Genomic DNA, 14,923 nt, shown 5'->3' on the forward strand with positions numbered 1-14,923 from the left:
TGGGCGGCGCCGCGATTCACGCGGCGCCGTTTCAGTGGATCAGCATCCCGCCATTGACGTCGAGCGTGATGCCCGTCAGGTAGCTCGACAGGTCGCTCAGCAGGAACAGGCATGCGTTGGCGACATCGGCGGCATCGCCGAGGCGGCCGAGCGGAATGCCCTTGATGATCTCCTCGCGCATGTCGGGCGTCAGCTTGTCGCCGGTGATGTCGGTCTGGATCAGGCCCGGCGTGATCGAATTGATGCGGATATGGTCGGCGCCGAATTCGCGCGCCATTGCCTTCGCGAGGCCGAGCACGCCGGCCTTCGCGGCGCTGTAGTGCGGGCCGCCGAAGATGCCGCCGCCGCGTTGCGCGGACACCGACGACATGCACACGATGCTGCCGCCGCGCTGCTCCTTCATCGCCGGCAGCACCGCTTGAGACATGTACAGCGTGCCGCGCAGGTTCACGTCGACGATCGTGTCGAAGTCGCGCCCGGAAATGTCCATCGTGCGCACGGGCTGCGTGACGCCGGCGTTGTTCACGAGGCCGTCGATGCGACCATGGCGCTCCAGCGTCGCGCGGGCCGCGGCCATGCATGCGTCGCGGTCGGTCACGTCGCATGCCAGGCCGAGATGGTCCGTCCCGAGTTCGGCGGCGGCTGCCTCGGCGTCTTCGCGGCGAAGGTCGAGAATCGCAACGCGTGCGCCGTGTGCAGCCAGTATGCGGGCCGTGGCCTTGCCGATACCGCGCGGCGATGCGGCGCCTGTCACGATGATGGTCTTGTTGTCGAGCAACATCGGTCGTCTCCTGTTGTTGATGTGTGTCCAGAGTGTCGGCTCACCGGACACCCGCATCAACGCGGAAACGCTCAGCCATAGTTGAGAAAATTTCAGATGACGCCGCACGGCGCGCCGCGGGTGCTGCAACGCAATATCGCGTGCGGACCGGAGGACGAGGCGCTCAGCCCGGCCGCCCGTAAGCCGCGACCTCCCGCTCGATCCACGCAAGGAAACGCTTCACGCGGGGCAGTTCCGCGTTCTGCCGCGGGTAAACGGGGTGATGCGCGCCGACTTCGACCGCATGAGTCTCGTCGAACACCGGAACCAGCAGCCCTTCGCGGATCTTCACCGACGCAAGCATCAGGCTTTCGAGCGCGATGCCCAGGCCCAGCGCAGCGGTTTCGAGCGACATGTATGACCGGTCGAATGAAAAATCGAAGGTCTTCTGAGCCGCGAGCGATACGCCGGCCCGACCGAACCACTGCTTCCACTGGACCAACGGCGTTTCGGAATAGATCAGCCGATGCGCGAGCAGTTCTTCCGGCGCCTTCACCGGATGCCGTTCAAGATATTGCGGCGAAGCGAGCGGCGCAATGAACTCGCCGCGCACCGTCCTGACCTCGAGGTTGTCCCAGTTGCCGTAGCCGTGCCGGACATCGATATCGTAGAAGCCGTTCGAGAACGACACGTTTTCGTAGGAGCACGCGAGGTTCAGCTGGATATCGCCGTTCGCCTCCTGAAACGACGACAGCCGCGGCAGCAGCCACATCAACCCGAAGCTCGGGCTCGAATGCACGCGCAGGATATCGACTTCGGTGCGGCTCGACGCACGCTCGGTTGCGCGGCTCAGGTCGGCCAGCGAGCCGGTGACGTCCGTCAGGTAGCGCTCGCCGGTCGGCGTGAGGACGAGCCCGCGCCCCGATCGCTGGAACAGCGGCTGACCGATCAGCGATTCGAGGTTGCTGAGCTGGTGGCTCACGGCGGACGCGGTCAGGCCGAGCTCGTCCGCAGCGCGATTCACGCTCTTGGTCCGGGCCACGCTTTCGAACGCGATGATTGCCTTGAGTGGTGGGATGCGCATGTTGGAATCCGTTGAGGAGGTCTACTCGCCCGACTGGCCGGCGTCGACATGAACGTCGAACGGTTTGTCCGGGCAAAGGCGCTTCGGCACAGGCATCAATTCTAGAGCGCCGGTCGATCCGGGCTCCTGCCGCCCACCTCCTTGCCTACGAAACGCGCTTCCACGCCGCTTCGCATGACGAGATCAAAACGCTCAGGCAAATATGGAACACGGTGGGCTCGCATGCCCTGACGCCGTGGCCGCGAAGAGGCCGACCGTTTGGAGGAAGGTCGCTTTCGGAAGGGGATCTCAGGAAGTCAGGGGCACCGCCAAGCCGGGGTAGATCCAGCCGGAAAATTGCACAGGAATCAAAGGGATCCCTGCTACATACCATAGCGATACACCTTCGCCCTCTCCGGAGTAACGAACATCAGGCGCGCCCGCCAACACGCACCCCGTAGAGGCAGTTGCGGTGGCCGAAGAAGTACTTGGCAGAGACGGCCACGCCCGACGCGTTATTGCAACGTGTCGCGCGCGACCTGCTGCCGGATGCCTGGCCTGCGATGTACGCGGTTCATCTTTTCGCGGTTCGCGAACCCGCGGTGGAGGTATGAGTCCAGTGCCACCATTCATGGTGGTCCAGATTTCTAAGCAGTTCCGCGCGACGATGCTCGCGGCGATAGCGGTTCATTGCGGCAATTGCCGCAAACGCCAGCACGAACGCGCCGACCACGAACCCGACCCATGCTCCGCTCATAGCAGCCTCCGTCATTTTCGGCCAACTCGGATCACTCAACGCATTCGCGAGACCGCTTTCAGGACAGCGCGGCCCTCTGCGGTAACCTGGACACGCCGACAACCCGATGCCGGCTGATCAACGGCGATCAGGCGATGCTCGATGAGCGTGACGAGTTCGTCGCGATCCAGTTCGATCTGATCAGGAGCATCCCAAACGATCATTAAAGTAGTAATTTCGTGCGGACTTAGCATGGTCTGCATGGAATATTCGTATCGGACAATTGGATTGTGTATACATGCGCGAACGCATGCCTCCCGCTTTTCAACGCAACAAGGTGTGCGAGAGTTTGTAACGACCCCACCATTTCCTGCGACGATTCAATGCGCGATTTAGTGGGCACATTCTAACGCGCCTGCGTCCATTTCCGGTCCGCCACCTCGTAGGTGGATGCCCTGATTCGGAAACGTTATCATTGATCAAAATCAAGCAAGCATGTGAAATGGTATGAATATATAAATTCCAACATATATTCCATATAATCACCTGAAATTGTCATTTCTTGAAGCTGTCAGATAATGCAGGTCGATATTTTTTAATAAACATTCTGCCGCATTCATTCAAAATCCTCACTTTCGCTGTATCGCCGGAGAGAAACGGCCAGCGCATCGACATCGCTTTGATAGCTTGAAATGACATCCGCCCGCTCCGGAAATCGTTCGCGTTGCAACGACAATGTCTCCACGGCTGCGGCATGACGCCTGACAAGCTGCCCGCGCGTCACCCATTCGTCATTTCCGCCGGTGCAGGACTTGATGTGCTTCAGCACGCCGTCGCCGAGAACCTTGAGCGGCGCGTGCCCATTGATGAATTCCGCGTAGTGTCCCGAGAAAAACCGCTCCCACTCGTTCCCCTCCGAGTCGTGCCGAAACGCGACGATATGCCCGCCGAGATCGACCAGGTAGCGATAGGACAAATTCTCATGCGCGTCGGGTGAAGTCAGCTCGGCAAACCTGTTCGCTCGATGAAATCTGTCGGCGAGCGATCCAGCACCATCGGACAGATGCGCGGCAAGGAAAAACTGGGCCGCGCCGGATGGGCAGCCGTTCTGAGGAATAAGGAACGTTACATGGCTGCCGTGCTGCAATGCGAACGTGTAAGTCGCAAGTATGCTCATTACGATTTCCTCTTGATCCTCATGAAGACGATCGCACCTGGACGCTATTTCCCGGATCGCTCGTCTGCGGGTGCAATCTTTAGTAGCAAGCGATATGCCATCTCGACGCACTCGATTCGCAGGACGATACGAACCGCCGGAATACACGGAAAGTCGCCGTGAGCGGATGAAAATGTTTCAGCGTTGATACGTTTCGCACGGCTCAAGCGCCTGCACATATCGCTCGCCCTTGTCGAAACCTTCGGGGTCGATGCGGAAGGTTCACTTTACCGATCCCATCGGGCTTGCCATTTCCCGACTCGCCTGCCTGGTTGCAACGCTGAAATAGACCAGTTGGCCGGTCGAAGCGCATTCGGGAACACGAATTGCGCCATCGTTTCGGTGCAGCCCAACCCGGGAGTGAAAGATGCGCAACGGCCATACCGTCGGCAAGGTGGCCGCGTGGCTCGCCGTTGTCGTTGCCCTGACGATTGCCGCGCTGTTCGTCTTCATCGTGACGTTCGACTGGAACCGCGCGCGCCCTTGGGTCGATGACAAGGTATCGGACGCGATCGGACGGCAGTTCGCCATCAACGGCGACCTGCGTGTCGGGTGGCATCGGCCCGCGAGCGAGCATGGCTGGCGCGCCTGGGTGCCGTGGCCGCGATTCAGCGCCCGCAATGTCACGATCGCCAACCCGGACTGGGCGCGCACGAAGCATTTCGCCACGCTCGACGCGATCAGCTTCGAAGTCGAGGCGCTGCCGCTGCTCGCGCGCCGCATCGTGATTCCGGCCATCGACCTCGTCAATCCATCCGTCGACCTCGAACGCCTCGCGGACGGGCGCGTCAACTGGACGTTCCAGCTCAAGAATGCCGGTCATCCGGGCAAGTGGACGCTCGACCTGCACGATATCGCGTTCGCCACCGGCAAGCTCCGCTACTACGACCAACAGAAGCAATTCGACCTGAGCGGTGTGATCGACACGCTCGGCAAGCCGATTGCGTTCGGCGATGCGTTGAAGCAGCAGGCAGCGCTGGCGCGCAGCGAATCGGCGCAGGCCGTCGGCCAGGAGGGCCAAAAGAAACTCGCGGCACAGGTACACCACGGTGCGGCACGATCCCCGGCGCCCGTGTCGGGTATCGAAGCGGCATCCCGCGCATCGGCAGCGGCGTCGCAAGCGCTGGCCGCGGCGTCGCAAGCGTCGGCCGCGATATCCACTACCGCGATCGCCCCGGCGGCATCGGCTGCGTCGAGCACGTCCGCGACAGCGGCGGCGGGCGCGACGGCCTCCGCAGCGTCCGGCGCATCGGCAGGCGCCGCGCCCGCCGCGTCCGTAAGCACGGGCGACTACACGATCGGGTGGACCGTCGACGGAACCTACAAGAAAGGGCACGTTGCCGGCACTGGCAAGCTCGGAAACGTGCTGGGGCTGCAAAGCGGTCAGCGCCCGTTTCCGGTCCAGGCCAATTTGCGCTTCGGCGATACGAAGCTGGCGCTCGTCGGCACGCTGACCGATCCGGCGCACCTGGCGGCGGTCGACCTGCGACTGTGGCTCGCGGGCACCAGCATGGCGCACCTGTACGACGTCACCGGCATCACGCTGCCCGAGACCCCGCCCTATGCGACCGACGGACGGCTGATCGGGCAATTCCGCGCGGCCGGCAATGTCTTCAAGTACGAGGACTTCACGGGGCGTGTCGGCGGCAGCGATCTCACCGGCACGCTGGTGTACGTTTCGCGCGAACCGAGGCCGCTCCTGTCGGGCACGCTGGTGTCGAAGGTGCTGCGGTTCGCCGACCTTGCGCCGCTCATCGGCGCCGACACGAATGCCAGCAAGGCGCGCCGCGGCGCCGCGGTCGCGCAGCCCGCGAACAAGGCACTGCCAGTCGAGGCGTTCCGCACGGAGCGCTGGAAGAAGATCGACGCCGACGTCCGGTTCACCGGGCAGCGCATCATCAAGTCCCCGAGCTTGCCGATCACCGACCTGACGACCCACGTCGTCATGCAGGACGGCGTGCTGACCCTCAACCCGCTGAACTTCGGTGTCGCGGGCGGCACGCTGGCGTCGAACATCCACCTGGACGGCAGCGGCGCGCCGCTCAAGGGGCGGTTCACGCTGCAGGCGCGGCACCTGAAGCTGAAGCAGCTATTCCCGACGTTCGAGGTCATGCAGACGGCGCTCGGCGAAGTCAACGGCGATGCCGCGCTGTCGGCCACCGGCAACTCGCCGGCTGCGCTCGCCGCCACGTCCAACGGAGAAGTGAAGACGCTGGTCACGGACGGCACCGTGAGCCTGGTGCTGATGGAAGCAGCCGGGTTGAACGTGGCGAACGTGGTGTACGAGAAGCTGTTCGGCGATCGCGACGTGAAGATCAACTGCGCGGCGGCCGATTTCGTGGTCACCAATGGCGTGCTCGACTCGCGCGTATTCGCGCTCGACACCGAGGATGCGGTGATCGGCATGAACGGTAACGTGAACCTGCGGGACGAGACCATGAACCTGACGATTCATCCGCATACCAAGGGGTTCCGGGTGATATCGCTGCGCTCGCCGCTGTACGTCACCGGCACCTTCAAGCAGCCTCACGTGGGCGTGAAGCCGGGCGCGCTCATCGCGCGCGGCGGGGCAGCGGTGGCGCTGGGCCTGCTGAATCCGCTCGCGAGTTTGCTCGCATTGCTCCAGCCGGGCCGCAATCAGCCGCTGCCGTGCAAGCAGATGCTGACCGACATGGAGCAGCGCCCGACCGCGCCGCCACCGGGAGTACGAAAGGAGAAAAAGGCTGCACCGGTGTATATGAATGCGACGCCGCCGGCTTCACAGGCTCATGCGCCGGCGGCCGTCGAACCCGAGCAAGCGACGCGTGCGGGCCGAACCGCCGCTCCTGGCCGGTAAGGCCGCGGTATTCGAGCTCGGACGGAGACGTCGGCCCGCCGCGTCGAGCAATGGCCGCACGGGAGCGTAAGGCCCGACCGCGCCCGAACGCGTCACGCAGGTCGGCTTACAGCGCGCGCCGAAATGATCGTCGAGCGCCTCGGCCGTGATCGCGCAGGGTTCGGGTTGACCGTCGACGTCAACGGTGAAGCGCAGTTGCGGCGCCGTGTAAGCTGGCGACCGCCAATATCCAGCAAACCCTTGTCAGACGGGGCCTGGACGGATTTCAGCGGACCCGGCCGGATTACCCGGAAAACATCACGATTCATTTAACTTTTCGTGAGGACTTCGACACCGGCCGCTGCCTACGATAGGCGCATGTTTTCAGGACCTGCTTCCAGGAGCCCATCATGCCCACCCGCAGACATCTGCTGCTGTTCGCCGGCGCCACCGGCCTCGCCGCGCTCGCGGCGCTGTCGTCCGCCGGCCGTCGCGCGCTGGTCGGCCGCGCATTCGCCGCGCCGCCGGCCGTCCCACCGCCCGCCGCCCCACGGATGGCCGCCCCTTTCGAAATCACGCTCAGCGACGCCGAATGGCATCGCCGGCTCACGCCCGCCCAGTTCGCGATCCTGCGCGACGCCGGCACCGAACGGCCGTTCAGCAGCCCGCTGAACGACGAGCACCGGCCCGGCACGTTCGCGTGCGCCGGCTGCGACCTCGCGCTGTTCTCGTCGGCCACCAAGTTCGACAGCCATACGGGCTGGCCGAGCTTCTGGAAACCGCTCGACCACGCGGTCGGCACCCACGCCGACGCGTCATTCGGGATGGTCCGCACCGAAGTGCACTGCCGCCGCTGCGGCGGCCATCTCGGCCACGTGTTCGACGACGGCCCGCCGCCGACCGGCCTGCGCTACTGCATGAACGGGCTCGCGCTCGCCTTCCACCCGGCCGCCGCCTGATCCGGCCCCGCTCCCGACCGACTGGAGAACGCACCATGCTGCTCATCGTCCTTGCCTATCTCGGCGGCGTGCTCACGATCCTGAGCCCGTGCATCCTGCCCGTGCTGCCGTTCGTGTTCGCGCGCGCCGACCAGCCGTTCGTGCGCACCGGCCTGCCGCTGCTGGCCGGCATGGCGCTCACGTTCGCCGTCGTCGCGACGCTCGCCGCCGTCGGCGGCGGCTGGGTCGCACAGGCCAACCAGGCCGGCCGCTGGATCGCCATCGTGCTGCTCGCGGTGTTCGGCCTGACGCTGCTGATGCCGCGCTTCGCGGAACACCTGACGCGCCCGCTCGTCGCCGCCGGCAACCGGCTCACCGGGCTCGCGCAGCGCGACGGCCGTCCGGCCGGCCCCGCGTCGTCGCTGCTGCTCGGCATCGCGACCGGCCTGCTGTGGGCGCCGTGCGCGGGCCCGATCCTCGGGCTCGTGCTGACCGGCGCCGCGCTGCGCGGCGCGAGCGTCGGCACGACGCTGCTGCTCGTCGCGTATGCGGCCGGCGCGGCGACGTCGCTCGCCGTCGCGCTCGTGATCGGCGGCAAGGTGTTCGCCGCAATGAAGCGCTCGCTCGGCGCCGGCGAATGGATCCGGCGCGGGATCGGCGCGGCGCTGCTGGCCGGCGTCGGCGCGATCGCGCTCGGCCTCGATACGGGTGCGCTCGCGCAACTGTCGACCGTCACGACGGGCGGGCTCGAGACGAAGCTCGTCGACCGGCTCGGCGGGCGCTCGAACGATGCGCCCGCAACGACGGCCGCCACGGGCAACGCTGCCGGCAACACGTCCGGCAACGCAAGCGGCGGCGCGATGATGGCCGCGACTGCCGATGGCGCGCAGGGCGGCGGCGGTGCGATGATGCGCGCGGCCGACGTGAAGCCGGCCGCGCTGCCCGTCGAAGGCACGCTGCCGTCGCTCGACGGCGCCGTGCAGTGGCTGAACTCGCCGCCGCTGACGGCGGCCGGCCTGCGCGGCAAGGTCGTGCTCGTCGATTTCTGGACCTATTCGTGCATCAACTGCCTGCGCACGCTGCCGTACACCAACGCATGGGCGCGCAAGTACGCGCCGTACGGGCTCGTCGTGATCGGCGTGCACGCGCCGGAGTTCGCGTTCGAGCGCGACATCGGCAACGTGAAGAAAGCCGTGCACGACCTCGGCATCGACTACCCGGTCGCGATCGACAACGGTTATTCGATCTGGCGCGCGTTCGGCAACGAATACTGGCCCGCGCACTACTTCATCGACGCGCAAGGGCGCATCCGCCATCACCACTTCGGCGAAGGCGAATACGCGCAGTCGGAACGCGCGATCCAGTCGCTGCTCGCCGAAGCCGGCCATCCGGAAGCGCTGAACGTGCCGCTCGGGCTGGCCGGTGCGCCCGCGAAGGGCGCGCTCGCGGCGGCGGACGCCGCGGACGTCCGCTCGCCCGAAACCTACGTCGGCTATGCGCGCGCGGAAGATTTCTCGTCGCCGGGCGGCGTCGTGCGCGACGCGGCCCACCGCTACGACGCGCCGGCTCGCCCCGGTCTCAACGACTGGGGCCTCGCCGGCATCTGGCAGGTCGGCACCGAGCGCGCGTCGCTCGCCGCGCCGTCCGGCCGGATCGTCTACCGCTTCCATGCACGCGACCTGCACCTCGTGCTCGGCCCGGGCGCGAACGGCCAGCCCGTGCGCTTTCGCGTGACGCTCGACGGCGCGGCGCCGGGTGCCGCGCACGGCGCCGACGTCGACGCGCAGGGCTACGGCACCGTCACCGGGCAGCGCCTGTACCAGCTCGTCCGGCAACCCGGCGCGATCGCCGACCGCACGTTCGCGATCGAGTTTCTCGATCCCGGCGTCGATGCGTACGCATTCACATTCGGTTGAACGCGTGCGCCGCATGCGGGCGCCGCACGCGGACAACGCCGCCACCCGAGCACCGTCTTCCACAACGCATTCCGAAGGAGCAAACGATGAACCCGACACCCACCCGCGATTCCGCGCCGCGACGGCGCGCAGCGATGCTGCGCCGCATCGGCGCCATCGCCGTCGCGGCCGCCGCCGTGTTCGGCTTCCAGCGCATCGTCAATTCCGCCGAGCCGATGCGCACCGTGCCCGCGCCGACGCTCGACGAAACGCCCGGCGCGTCGCACGACGAGACGGCCGTGCTCGCCGGCGGCTGCTTCTGGGGCGTGCAGGGCGTGTTCGAGCACGTGAAGGGCGTGAAGCAGGTCACGGCCGGCTATGCAGGCGGTGCATCCGAAACCGCGCACTATGCGCTCGTCGGCTCGGGGCTGACGGGGCACGCGGAATCGGTTCGCATCGTCTACGACCCGACGCAGATCACGTACGGCCGGCTGCTGCAGGTGTTCTTCTCGGTCGCGCACGACCCGACCGAACTCAACCGGCAGGGCCCCGACGAAGGGCCGCAGTACCGGTCCGCGATCTTCCCGACCAACGCGCAGCAACGCGCGGTCGCGACCGCGTATATCGCGCAGCTCGGCAGCGCCCACGTGTTTCCGGCGCCCGTCGTCACGCGCGTCGAGGCATACAAGGGGTTTTATCCGGCCGAGGCCTATCACCAGAACTACCTCGAACTGCATCCCGACGCGCCGTATATCGCGTTCAACGACCTGCCGAAGGTCGCCGGGTTGAAGCAGCGCTTCCCGGCGCTGTACCGCACGGACGCGGTGCTGTGGCGCGATGCCGGCTCGTGACCGGCAACCGGCCGCGCGGCCGGTTTGCTGCCCGCCGCACGGCCGGGGCGGGCGCGCACCGCCTGCGGCCCGGTTTGCGCCGCATCAACGAAACCCCGGCCGTCATGCCGGGGCAAACCCGCATCGCGTCCGCCACATCGGGCAACTTCGCGTAGACTTCTTCAGATTCCCGCCGCTTCTTGCGGCGCCCGGACTTTCTGCCCAGCCAGGAGACGTCACGCATGCTCGCAGTGCCTTTGCCTGACAGCAGCACCCTCGAAGAATCGTCTTCCGGCGCGCTCGTGCGCGACCTGCGCCGCGTGCCCATTCACCCCGATCACTGGTATCCGCTCGCGTGGTCGCGCGAGCTCAAGCGCGGCAAGACGCTCGGCGTGCGCTTCGCCGGCGATCCGATCGTGCTCGTGCGCACCGAATCGGGCGCCGTGTACGCGCTCGAAGATCGTTGCGCGCACCGCCAGGTGCCGCTGCATGCGGGCGTCGTGAGCGGCGAAACGCTGCGCTGCTGCTATCACGGCTGGACCTACGCGTGCGACAGCGGCCGCTGCGTCGACGTGCCCTACCTCGGCCGCGAGCGTTTGCCGAACGGCGTGCGCGCGTATCCGTGCCGCGAAGCGCACGGGCTGATCTTCGTGTTCCCCGGCGACGCGACGCTCGCCGACACGCGGCCGTTTCCCGCGCTCGAATCGGCGGACAACCCCGCGTACAAGACCCGCCGCTTCGGCCGCGAGGTCAAGTGCCACTACTCGTTCATGCACGAGAACCTGATGGACATGAACCATCAGTTCCTGCATCGCAAGCAGATGGGGCAGATGCGCGCGCGCTCGGTGGGCCGGCGCCGCGGCGACGACTGGGTCGAGGTCGACTACACGTTCGCGCGGATGGAAGGCAAGCAGCCGGTCGGCGAGGCGCTCGTGTTCGGCGCGAGCAAGAAGCCGGCCGACCAGTCCGACAAGAGCGTGATGACGGTGCGCACCGGCTACCCGTACCAGACGCTGCGGATCCGTTCGAGCGAAGGCACGCTCGTGATGGACCTGTGGATCGTCTACGTGCCGCTCGACGCCGAGCAACGCACCAACCGCACGTTCGGACTGCTGTCGATCCACAAGCCCGGCATCCCGTTCGCGCTCGATCTCGCGTGGCCGCTGCTCGTCTGGTTTACCGAGCGCATCTTCCGCGAGGACCGCTGGATCGTCGAGCGCGAACAGGAAGCACATGATCGCCAGGGCGCCGACTGGAACCACGAGGTGTTTCCGGTCATCAACGAGCTGCGCGACCTGCTGCGCCAGTGCGGCGGCCGCACCGTGATCCCGATCCGCGAAGCACGCGACGGCGCGTGATACGTGCGGCGCGCCGCACGACGGCGCACGCTCGCCGCGGCGCGCTCCGCTACAACCGGAACGCGCCCGGCAGCAACGCGTGTGCCGTCGTCACCTCGACATCGCCTTTCAGGTTGCCCAGTATCACTTCGATGTCGGGCATGCCGATCTCGATGATCACCTGACGGCACGCGCCGCATGGCGCGATCGGGCCGTCCGTGTCGCCGACGACCGCGAGCCGCGCGAAGTCCCCCGGACGATAGCCGGCGGCGATGGCCGAAAACATCGCCGTGCGCTCCGCGCAATTGCACAGTCCGTAAGACGCGTTCTCGACGTTGCAGCCGTGAAAAATCGTCCCGTCGCGCGCCTGCAGCGCCGCGCCGACCTTGAAGCGCGAATACGGCGCATACGCGCGTTCGCGCGCCGCCTTTGCCTGTTCGAGCAATTCGTCTCGTTCCATCTCGATGATGCCTCCGGTGGTATGCCGGGATGCATCGACGCAGCCGCATCCCGGCGCGCACGATACTCCCGTGATGTGAAGCGGCCGCCGATGCCCGCACGCTCCCTCCGTGCCGACACCGGCGACCGGTCAGCCGATCCGCTCGTAAATGGTCGGCGGCGCATCGCCCGTCTCGCCCAGCACATAGCTGCGCTGGACCGCGTCCACCGCGCGCGCCGCCGCGGCGGCGTCGCCGGCGTGCACGCAACCGAGCGGTTGGCCGGCCTCGACGCGCTGCCCGATCTCCGCGAGCGCGGACAGGCCGACACGGGTGTCGATCGCATCCGCCGCGCGCGTGCGGCCACCGCCGAGCGCGACGACCGCCAGCCCGAGCGCGCGGCAATCGACCCGCTGCACGACGCCGCTCGCGCGCGCCGGAACCGGCACGATCACCGCCGCCCGCGCGAGATGACGCCCGGGCGCATCGATCAGGTCCGCGGGGCCGCCGAGCGCCACGACCATTCTCGCGAAGCGTTCCGCCGCCGCGCCCGAGTCGAGCGCCCGTTCCAGCATCGCGCGCGCCTGCGCGGCATCCTGTGCCAGCCCGCCGGTGACGAGCAACCGTGCCGAGAGCGCCATCGTCACTTCATGCAGCCGGGCCGGACGCGACTTGCCCGTCAGGTAGTCGATCGCGCACGCCACTTCGAGCGCATTGCCGGCACACGGTGCGAGCGACTGGTTCATGTCGGTGAGGATCGCGGTCGTCTTCATGCCGGCGCCGTTGCCGACGTCGACGATGCTGCGGGCCAGTTCCGCCGATTGCTCGATGGTCGGCATGAACGCACCGGAGCCGACCTTGACGTCCATCACGAGCCCGTCGAGTCCTGCCGCGAGCTTCTTCGACAGGATCGACGCGGTGATCATCGCGACCGACTCGACGGTCGCCGTCACGTCGCGAATCGCATAGATGCGCTTGTCGGCCGGTGCCAGCCGAGCGGTCTGCCCGATGATCGCGACGCCGACGTCGCGCACCGTGCGGCGAAACGCATCCGTATCGGGCGTCACGTCGTAGCCGGGGATCGCGCTGAGCTTGTCGAGCGTTCCGCCGGTGTGGCCGAGCCCGCGCCCCGAAATCATCGGCACGTATCCGCCGCACGCGGCCACCATCGGCCCGAGCATCAGCGACACGACATCGCCGACGCCGCCGGTCGAATGCTTGTCGATCACGGGTCCGCCGAGATCGAGCGCGCGCCAGTCGAGCACGTCGCCCGAGTCGCGCTGCGCAATCGTCAGCGCGACGCGTTCGTCGACGCTCAGGTCGTTGAAATACACGGCCATCGCGAATGCCGCCACCTGGCCCTCGGTCACGCTGCCGTCGGTCACGCCGCGCACGAACGCGCCAATCTCGTCGCGATCGAGCGGCTGCCGGTCGCGCTTCTTGCGAATGAATTCCTGCGGTAGAAACATCGTTGCAATCTCCTCGATCGGTCAGTGGCCGCTGCGCGGTTCAATGCAGCGAGAAGAACAAGCCGGCAATCGCGGCGCTCATCAGGTTCGACAGTGTCGCGGCCGTCAGCGCACGCAAGCCGTGCCGTGCGACTTCCGACCGACGCTCCGGCGCGACCGCGCTGAAGCCGCCCGCGAGAATGGCGATCGACGAGAAGTTCGCGAAGCCGCACAGCGCGAACGACACGATCGCGAGCGTCTTCGGGTCGAGTACTTGCAGGCCGGCCGCCGCGACGTGCTCGCTGCCCTTCAGGTACGGCGACAGGTCGCCGTACGCGACGAACTCGTTGAAGATCAGTTTCTCGCCAATGAAATTGCCGGCCAGCGCCGCGTCGTGCCACGGCACGCCGATGATCCACGCAAGCGGCGCGAACAGGTGGCCGAGGATGCCAAGCAGCGTGACCTGCGGAAAGCCCGCGAAAGCGGCCACGCCGCCGACGATGAGGTTCATCAGCGCGATGAGTCCCACGAACGCGATCAGCATCGCGCCGACGTTGATCGCGATCCGCAGGCCGACCGACGCGCCGGACGCCGCCGCCTCGATCACGTTGGCGGCCCGCTTGTCGTCGAAATCGAGACCGTCGACCACGACGCGGCTCGGCTCGACGGTCGGAAACAGCAGCTTGCCGAACAGCAGCCCGCCCGGCACCGCCATGAACGACGCGGCGAGCAGATACTCCATCTTCACGCCGAGGCCGGCGTAGCCGACCAGCACCGAGCCCGCGACCGACGCCATGCCGCTCGCCATCACCGTGAAGATCTCGGCGCTCGTCATGTTCCGCACGAACGGCTTCACGAGCGCGGGCATCTCGCTTTGCCCGAGGAAGATCGTCGCGACGGCGGAGCACGCCTCGATACGGCTCACGCCGAGCACTTTCGAGAGCCCCGCACCGAGGATCGCGACGAGCCACTTCATCACGCCGACGTAGTACAGCACCGCGATCAGCGCGGTGACGAAGATGATCATCGGCAGCACGCGCAGGCCGAATACGAACCCGCCGTCGCCGAACAACTGGAACATCCGGCTGTCGACCAGCCCGCCGAACACGAACGCGATGCCGTGATTGCCCATGTCGAGCACGCGATTGACGCCGTTCGCAGCCGCTGCCAGTGCCGCGCGGCCGGATGGTACGAACAGCACCAGCGCGCCGATCGCGAACTGCGTGAGCAGCGCGGCGATCATGGTCCGGCCGCTCACCGCGCGCCGGTTGTTCGACAGCAGATACGCAACCAGCAGCAGGAACAGCATACCCAGGAGACTGCGCAGATTATCCACCTTGTGCTCCTTTCTCTCGATGTTATTGATCTGTCCCGCACGCCGCCGGGAACGTTCGTGCAACGCTGTCGGTGGATATTACCCGGTCGGCACGCTCAAATGCATGCGGGGC

Annotated in this window: 14 protein-coding genes; 5 read left to right on the forward strand and 9 right to left on the reverse strand. The window is 66.8% G+C overall.

The window, feature by feature from the left end; genetic code table 11:
- Window positions 1-31: 31 nt before the first annotated feature.
- The 5 genes from BT264_RS32100 to BT264_RS32120 all read right to left on the reverse strand — a co-directional run bounded on the left by BT264_RS32100 (window position 32) and on the right by BT264_RS32120 (window position 3,736).
- Window positions 32-781 carry an SDR family NAD(P)-dependent oxidoreductase gene (locus BT264_RS32100; RefSeq protein ID WP_072444012.1) on the reverse strand — a complete coding sequence of 250 codons (750 nt, stop codon included), beginning with the start codon at window positions 779-781 and terminating at the stop codon, window positions 32-34.
- A gap of 163 nt (window positions 782-944) precedes the next feature.
- Window positions 945-1,844: a LysR substrate-binding domain-containing protein gene (locus BT264_RS32105; RefSeq protein WP_072444014.1), complete on the reverse strand. Its 900-nt coding sequence runs from the start codon at window positions 1,842-1,844 to the stop codon at window positions 945-947.
- Between the two features lie 553 nt (window positions 1,845-2,397).
- Window positions 2,398-2,580, reverse strand: a complete 183-nt coding sequence (locus tag BT264_RS32110) for a hypothetical protein (RefSeq protein WP_072444060.1) — start codon at window positions 2,578-2,580, stop codon at window positions 2,398-2,400.
- A gap of 35 nt (window positions 2,581-2,615) precedes the next feature.
- Window positions 2,616-2,822 (reverse strand): hypothetical protein, encoded by a 207-nt coding sequence (locus BT264_RS32115; RefSeq protein ID WP_110281430.1) that lies wholly within the window; start codon window positions 2,820-2,822, stop codon window positions 2,616-2,618.
- A 353-nt stretch (window positions 2,823-3,175) separates the two neighbouring features.
- Window positions 3,176-3,736 carry a hypothetical protein gene (locus BT264_RS32120; RefSeq protein ID WP_110281429.1) on the reverse strand — a complete coding sequence of 187 codons (561 nt, stop codon included), beginning with the start codon at window positions 3,734-3,736 and terminating at the stop codon, window positions 3,176-3,178.
- Between the two features lie 406 nt (window positions 3,737-4,142).
- Here BT264_RS32120 and BT264_RS32125 point away from each other — a divergent pair, with 406 nt between their 5' ends.
- Window positions 4,143-6,611 (forward strand): AsmA family protein, encoded by a 2,469-nt coding sequence (locus BT264_RS32125; RefSeq protein ID WP_072444016.1) that lies wholly within the window; start codon window positions 4,143-4,145, stop codon window positions 6,609-6,611.
- On the opposite strand, the gene BT264_RS40595 is transcribed toward BT264_RS32125, so the two are convergent.
- Window positions 6,534-6,806 (reverse strand): DUF1488 family protein, encoded by a 273-nt coding sequence (locus BT264_RS40595; RefSeq protein ID WP_258365360.1) that lies wholly within the window; start codon window positions 6,804-6,806, stop codon window positions 6,534-6,536. The two genes, BT264_RS32125 and BT264_RS40595, sit on opposite strands and share 78 nt — an antisense overlap.
- A gap of 194 nt (window positions 6,807-7,000) precedes the next feature.
- On the opposite strand from BT264_RS40595, the gene msrB reads away from it, so the two are divergent.
- From msrB to BT264_RS32150, 4 genes are all read left to right on the forward strand, one after another.
- Entirely contained in the window at window positions 7,001-7,549 is a 549-nt protein-coding gene (gene msrB / locus BT264_RS32135) for a peptide-methionine (R)-S-oxide reductase MsrB (RefSeq protein ID WP_072444019.1), read from the forward strand.
- Between the two features lie 35 nt (window positions 7,550-7,584).
- Window positions 7,585-9,444 carry a cytochrome c biogenesis protein DipZ gene (locus tag BT264_RS32140; protein ID WP_072444021.1) on the forward strand — a complete coding sequence of 620 codons (1,860 nt, stop codon included), beginning with the start codon at window positions 7,585-7,587 and terminating at the stop codon, window positions 9,442-9,444.
- A gap of 86 nt (window positions 9,445-9,530) precedes the next feature.
- On the forward strand, window positions 9,531-10,274 hold the full coding sequence (msrA, locus tag BT264_RS32145; RefSeq protein ID WP_072444023.1) for a peptide-methionine (S)-S-oxide reductase MsrA: 744 nt from the start codon (window positions 9,531-9,533) through the stop codon (window positions 10,272-10,274).
- A gap of 221 nt (window positions 10,275-10,495) precedes the next feature.
- Window positions 10,496-11,611, forward strand: coding sequence for an aromatic ring-hydroxylating oxygenase subunit alpha (locus tag BT264_RS32150; RefSeq protein ID WP_072444024.1), 1,116 nt, complete (start codon window positions 10,496-10,498; stop codon window positions 11,609-11,611).
- Window positions 11,612-11,660: 49 nt separating this feature from the next.
- On the opposite strand, the gene BT264_RS32155 is transcribed toward BT264_RS32150, so the two are convergent.
- From BT264_RS32155 to BT264_RS32165, 3 genes are all read right to left on the reverse strand, one after another.
- Window positions 11,661-12,050, reverse strand: coding sequence for a cytidine deaminase (locus BT264_RS32155; RefSeq protein WP_034184949.1), 390 nt, complete (start codon window positions 12,048-12,050; stop codon window positions 11,661-11,663).
- A 129-nt stretch (window positions 12,051-12,179) separates the two neighbouring features.
- The gene (deoA, locus tag BT264_RS32160; RefSeq protein ID WP_072444025.1) at window positions 12,180-13,496 is read right to left on the reverse strand and encodes a thymidine phosphorylase; all 1,317 of its coding nucleotides are present in this window, start codon (window positions 13,494-13,496) and stop codon (window positions 12,180-12,182) included.
- Between the two features lie 40 nt (window positions 13,497-13,536).
- A complete protein-coding gene (locus BT264_RS32165; RefSeq protein ID WP_072444026.1) occupies window positions 13,537-14,811 on the reverse strand; it encodes a NupC/NupG family nucleoside CNT transporter in 1,275 nt (424 codons plus the stop codon).
- Between the last annotated feature and the right edge of the window lie 112 nt (window positions 14,812-14,923).

Source organism: Burkholderia sp. NFPP32 (assembly GCF_900119325.1).
GTDB classification, from domain to species: domain Bacteria; phylum Pseudomonadota; class Gammaproteobacteria; order Burkholderiales; family Burkholderiaceae; genus Burkholderia; species Burkholderia pyrrocinia_C.

Coding starts and splice junctions, on each gene's coding strand:
- BT264_RS32100 (WP_072444012.1), bottom strand. CDS start 781: ATGTTGCTCGACAACAAGACCATCATCGTGACAGGCGCCGCATCGCCG.
- BT264_RS32105 (WP_072444014.1), bottom strand. CDS start 1,844: ATGCGCATCCCACCACTCAAGGCAATCATCGCGTTCGAAAGCGTGGCC.
- BT264_RS32110 (WP_072444060.1), bottom strand. CDS start 2,580: ATGAGCGGAGCATGGGTCGGGTTCGTGGTCGGCGCGTTCGTGCTGGCG.
- BT264_RS32115 (WP_110281430.1), bottom strand. CDS start 2,822: ATGCAGACCATGCTAAGTCCGCACGAAATTACTACTTTAATGATCGTT.
- BT264_RS32120 (WP_110281429.1), bottom strand. CDS start 3,736: ATGAGCATACTTGCGACTTACACGTTCGCATTGCAGCACGGCAGCCAT.
- BT264_RS32125 (WP_072444016.1), top strand. CDS start 4,143: ATGCGCAACGGCCATACCGTCGGCAAGGTGGCCGCGTGGCTCGCCGTT.
- msrB (WP_072444019.1), top strand. CDS start 7,001: ATGCCCACCCGCAGACATCTGCTGCTGTTCGCCGGCGCCACCGGCCTC.
- BT264_RS32140 (WP_072444021.1), top strand. CDS start 7,585: ATGCTGCTCATCGTCCTTGCCTATCTCGGCGGCGTGCTCACGATCCTG.
- msrA (WP_072444023.1), top strand. CDS start 9,531: ATGAACCCGACACCCACCCGCGATTCCGCGCCGCGACGGCGCGCAGCG.
- BT264_RS32150 (WP_072444024.1), top strand. CDS start 10,496: ATGCTCGCAGTGCCTTTGCCTGACAGCAGCACCCTCGAAGAATCGTCT.
- BT264_RS32155 (WP_034184949.1), bottom strand. CDS start 12,050: ATGGAACGAGACGAATTGCTCGAACAGGCAAAGGCGGCGCGCGAACGC.
- deoA (WP_072444025.1), bottom strand. CDS start 13,496: ATGTTTCTACCGCAGGAATTCATTCGCAAGAAGCGCGACCGGCAGCCG.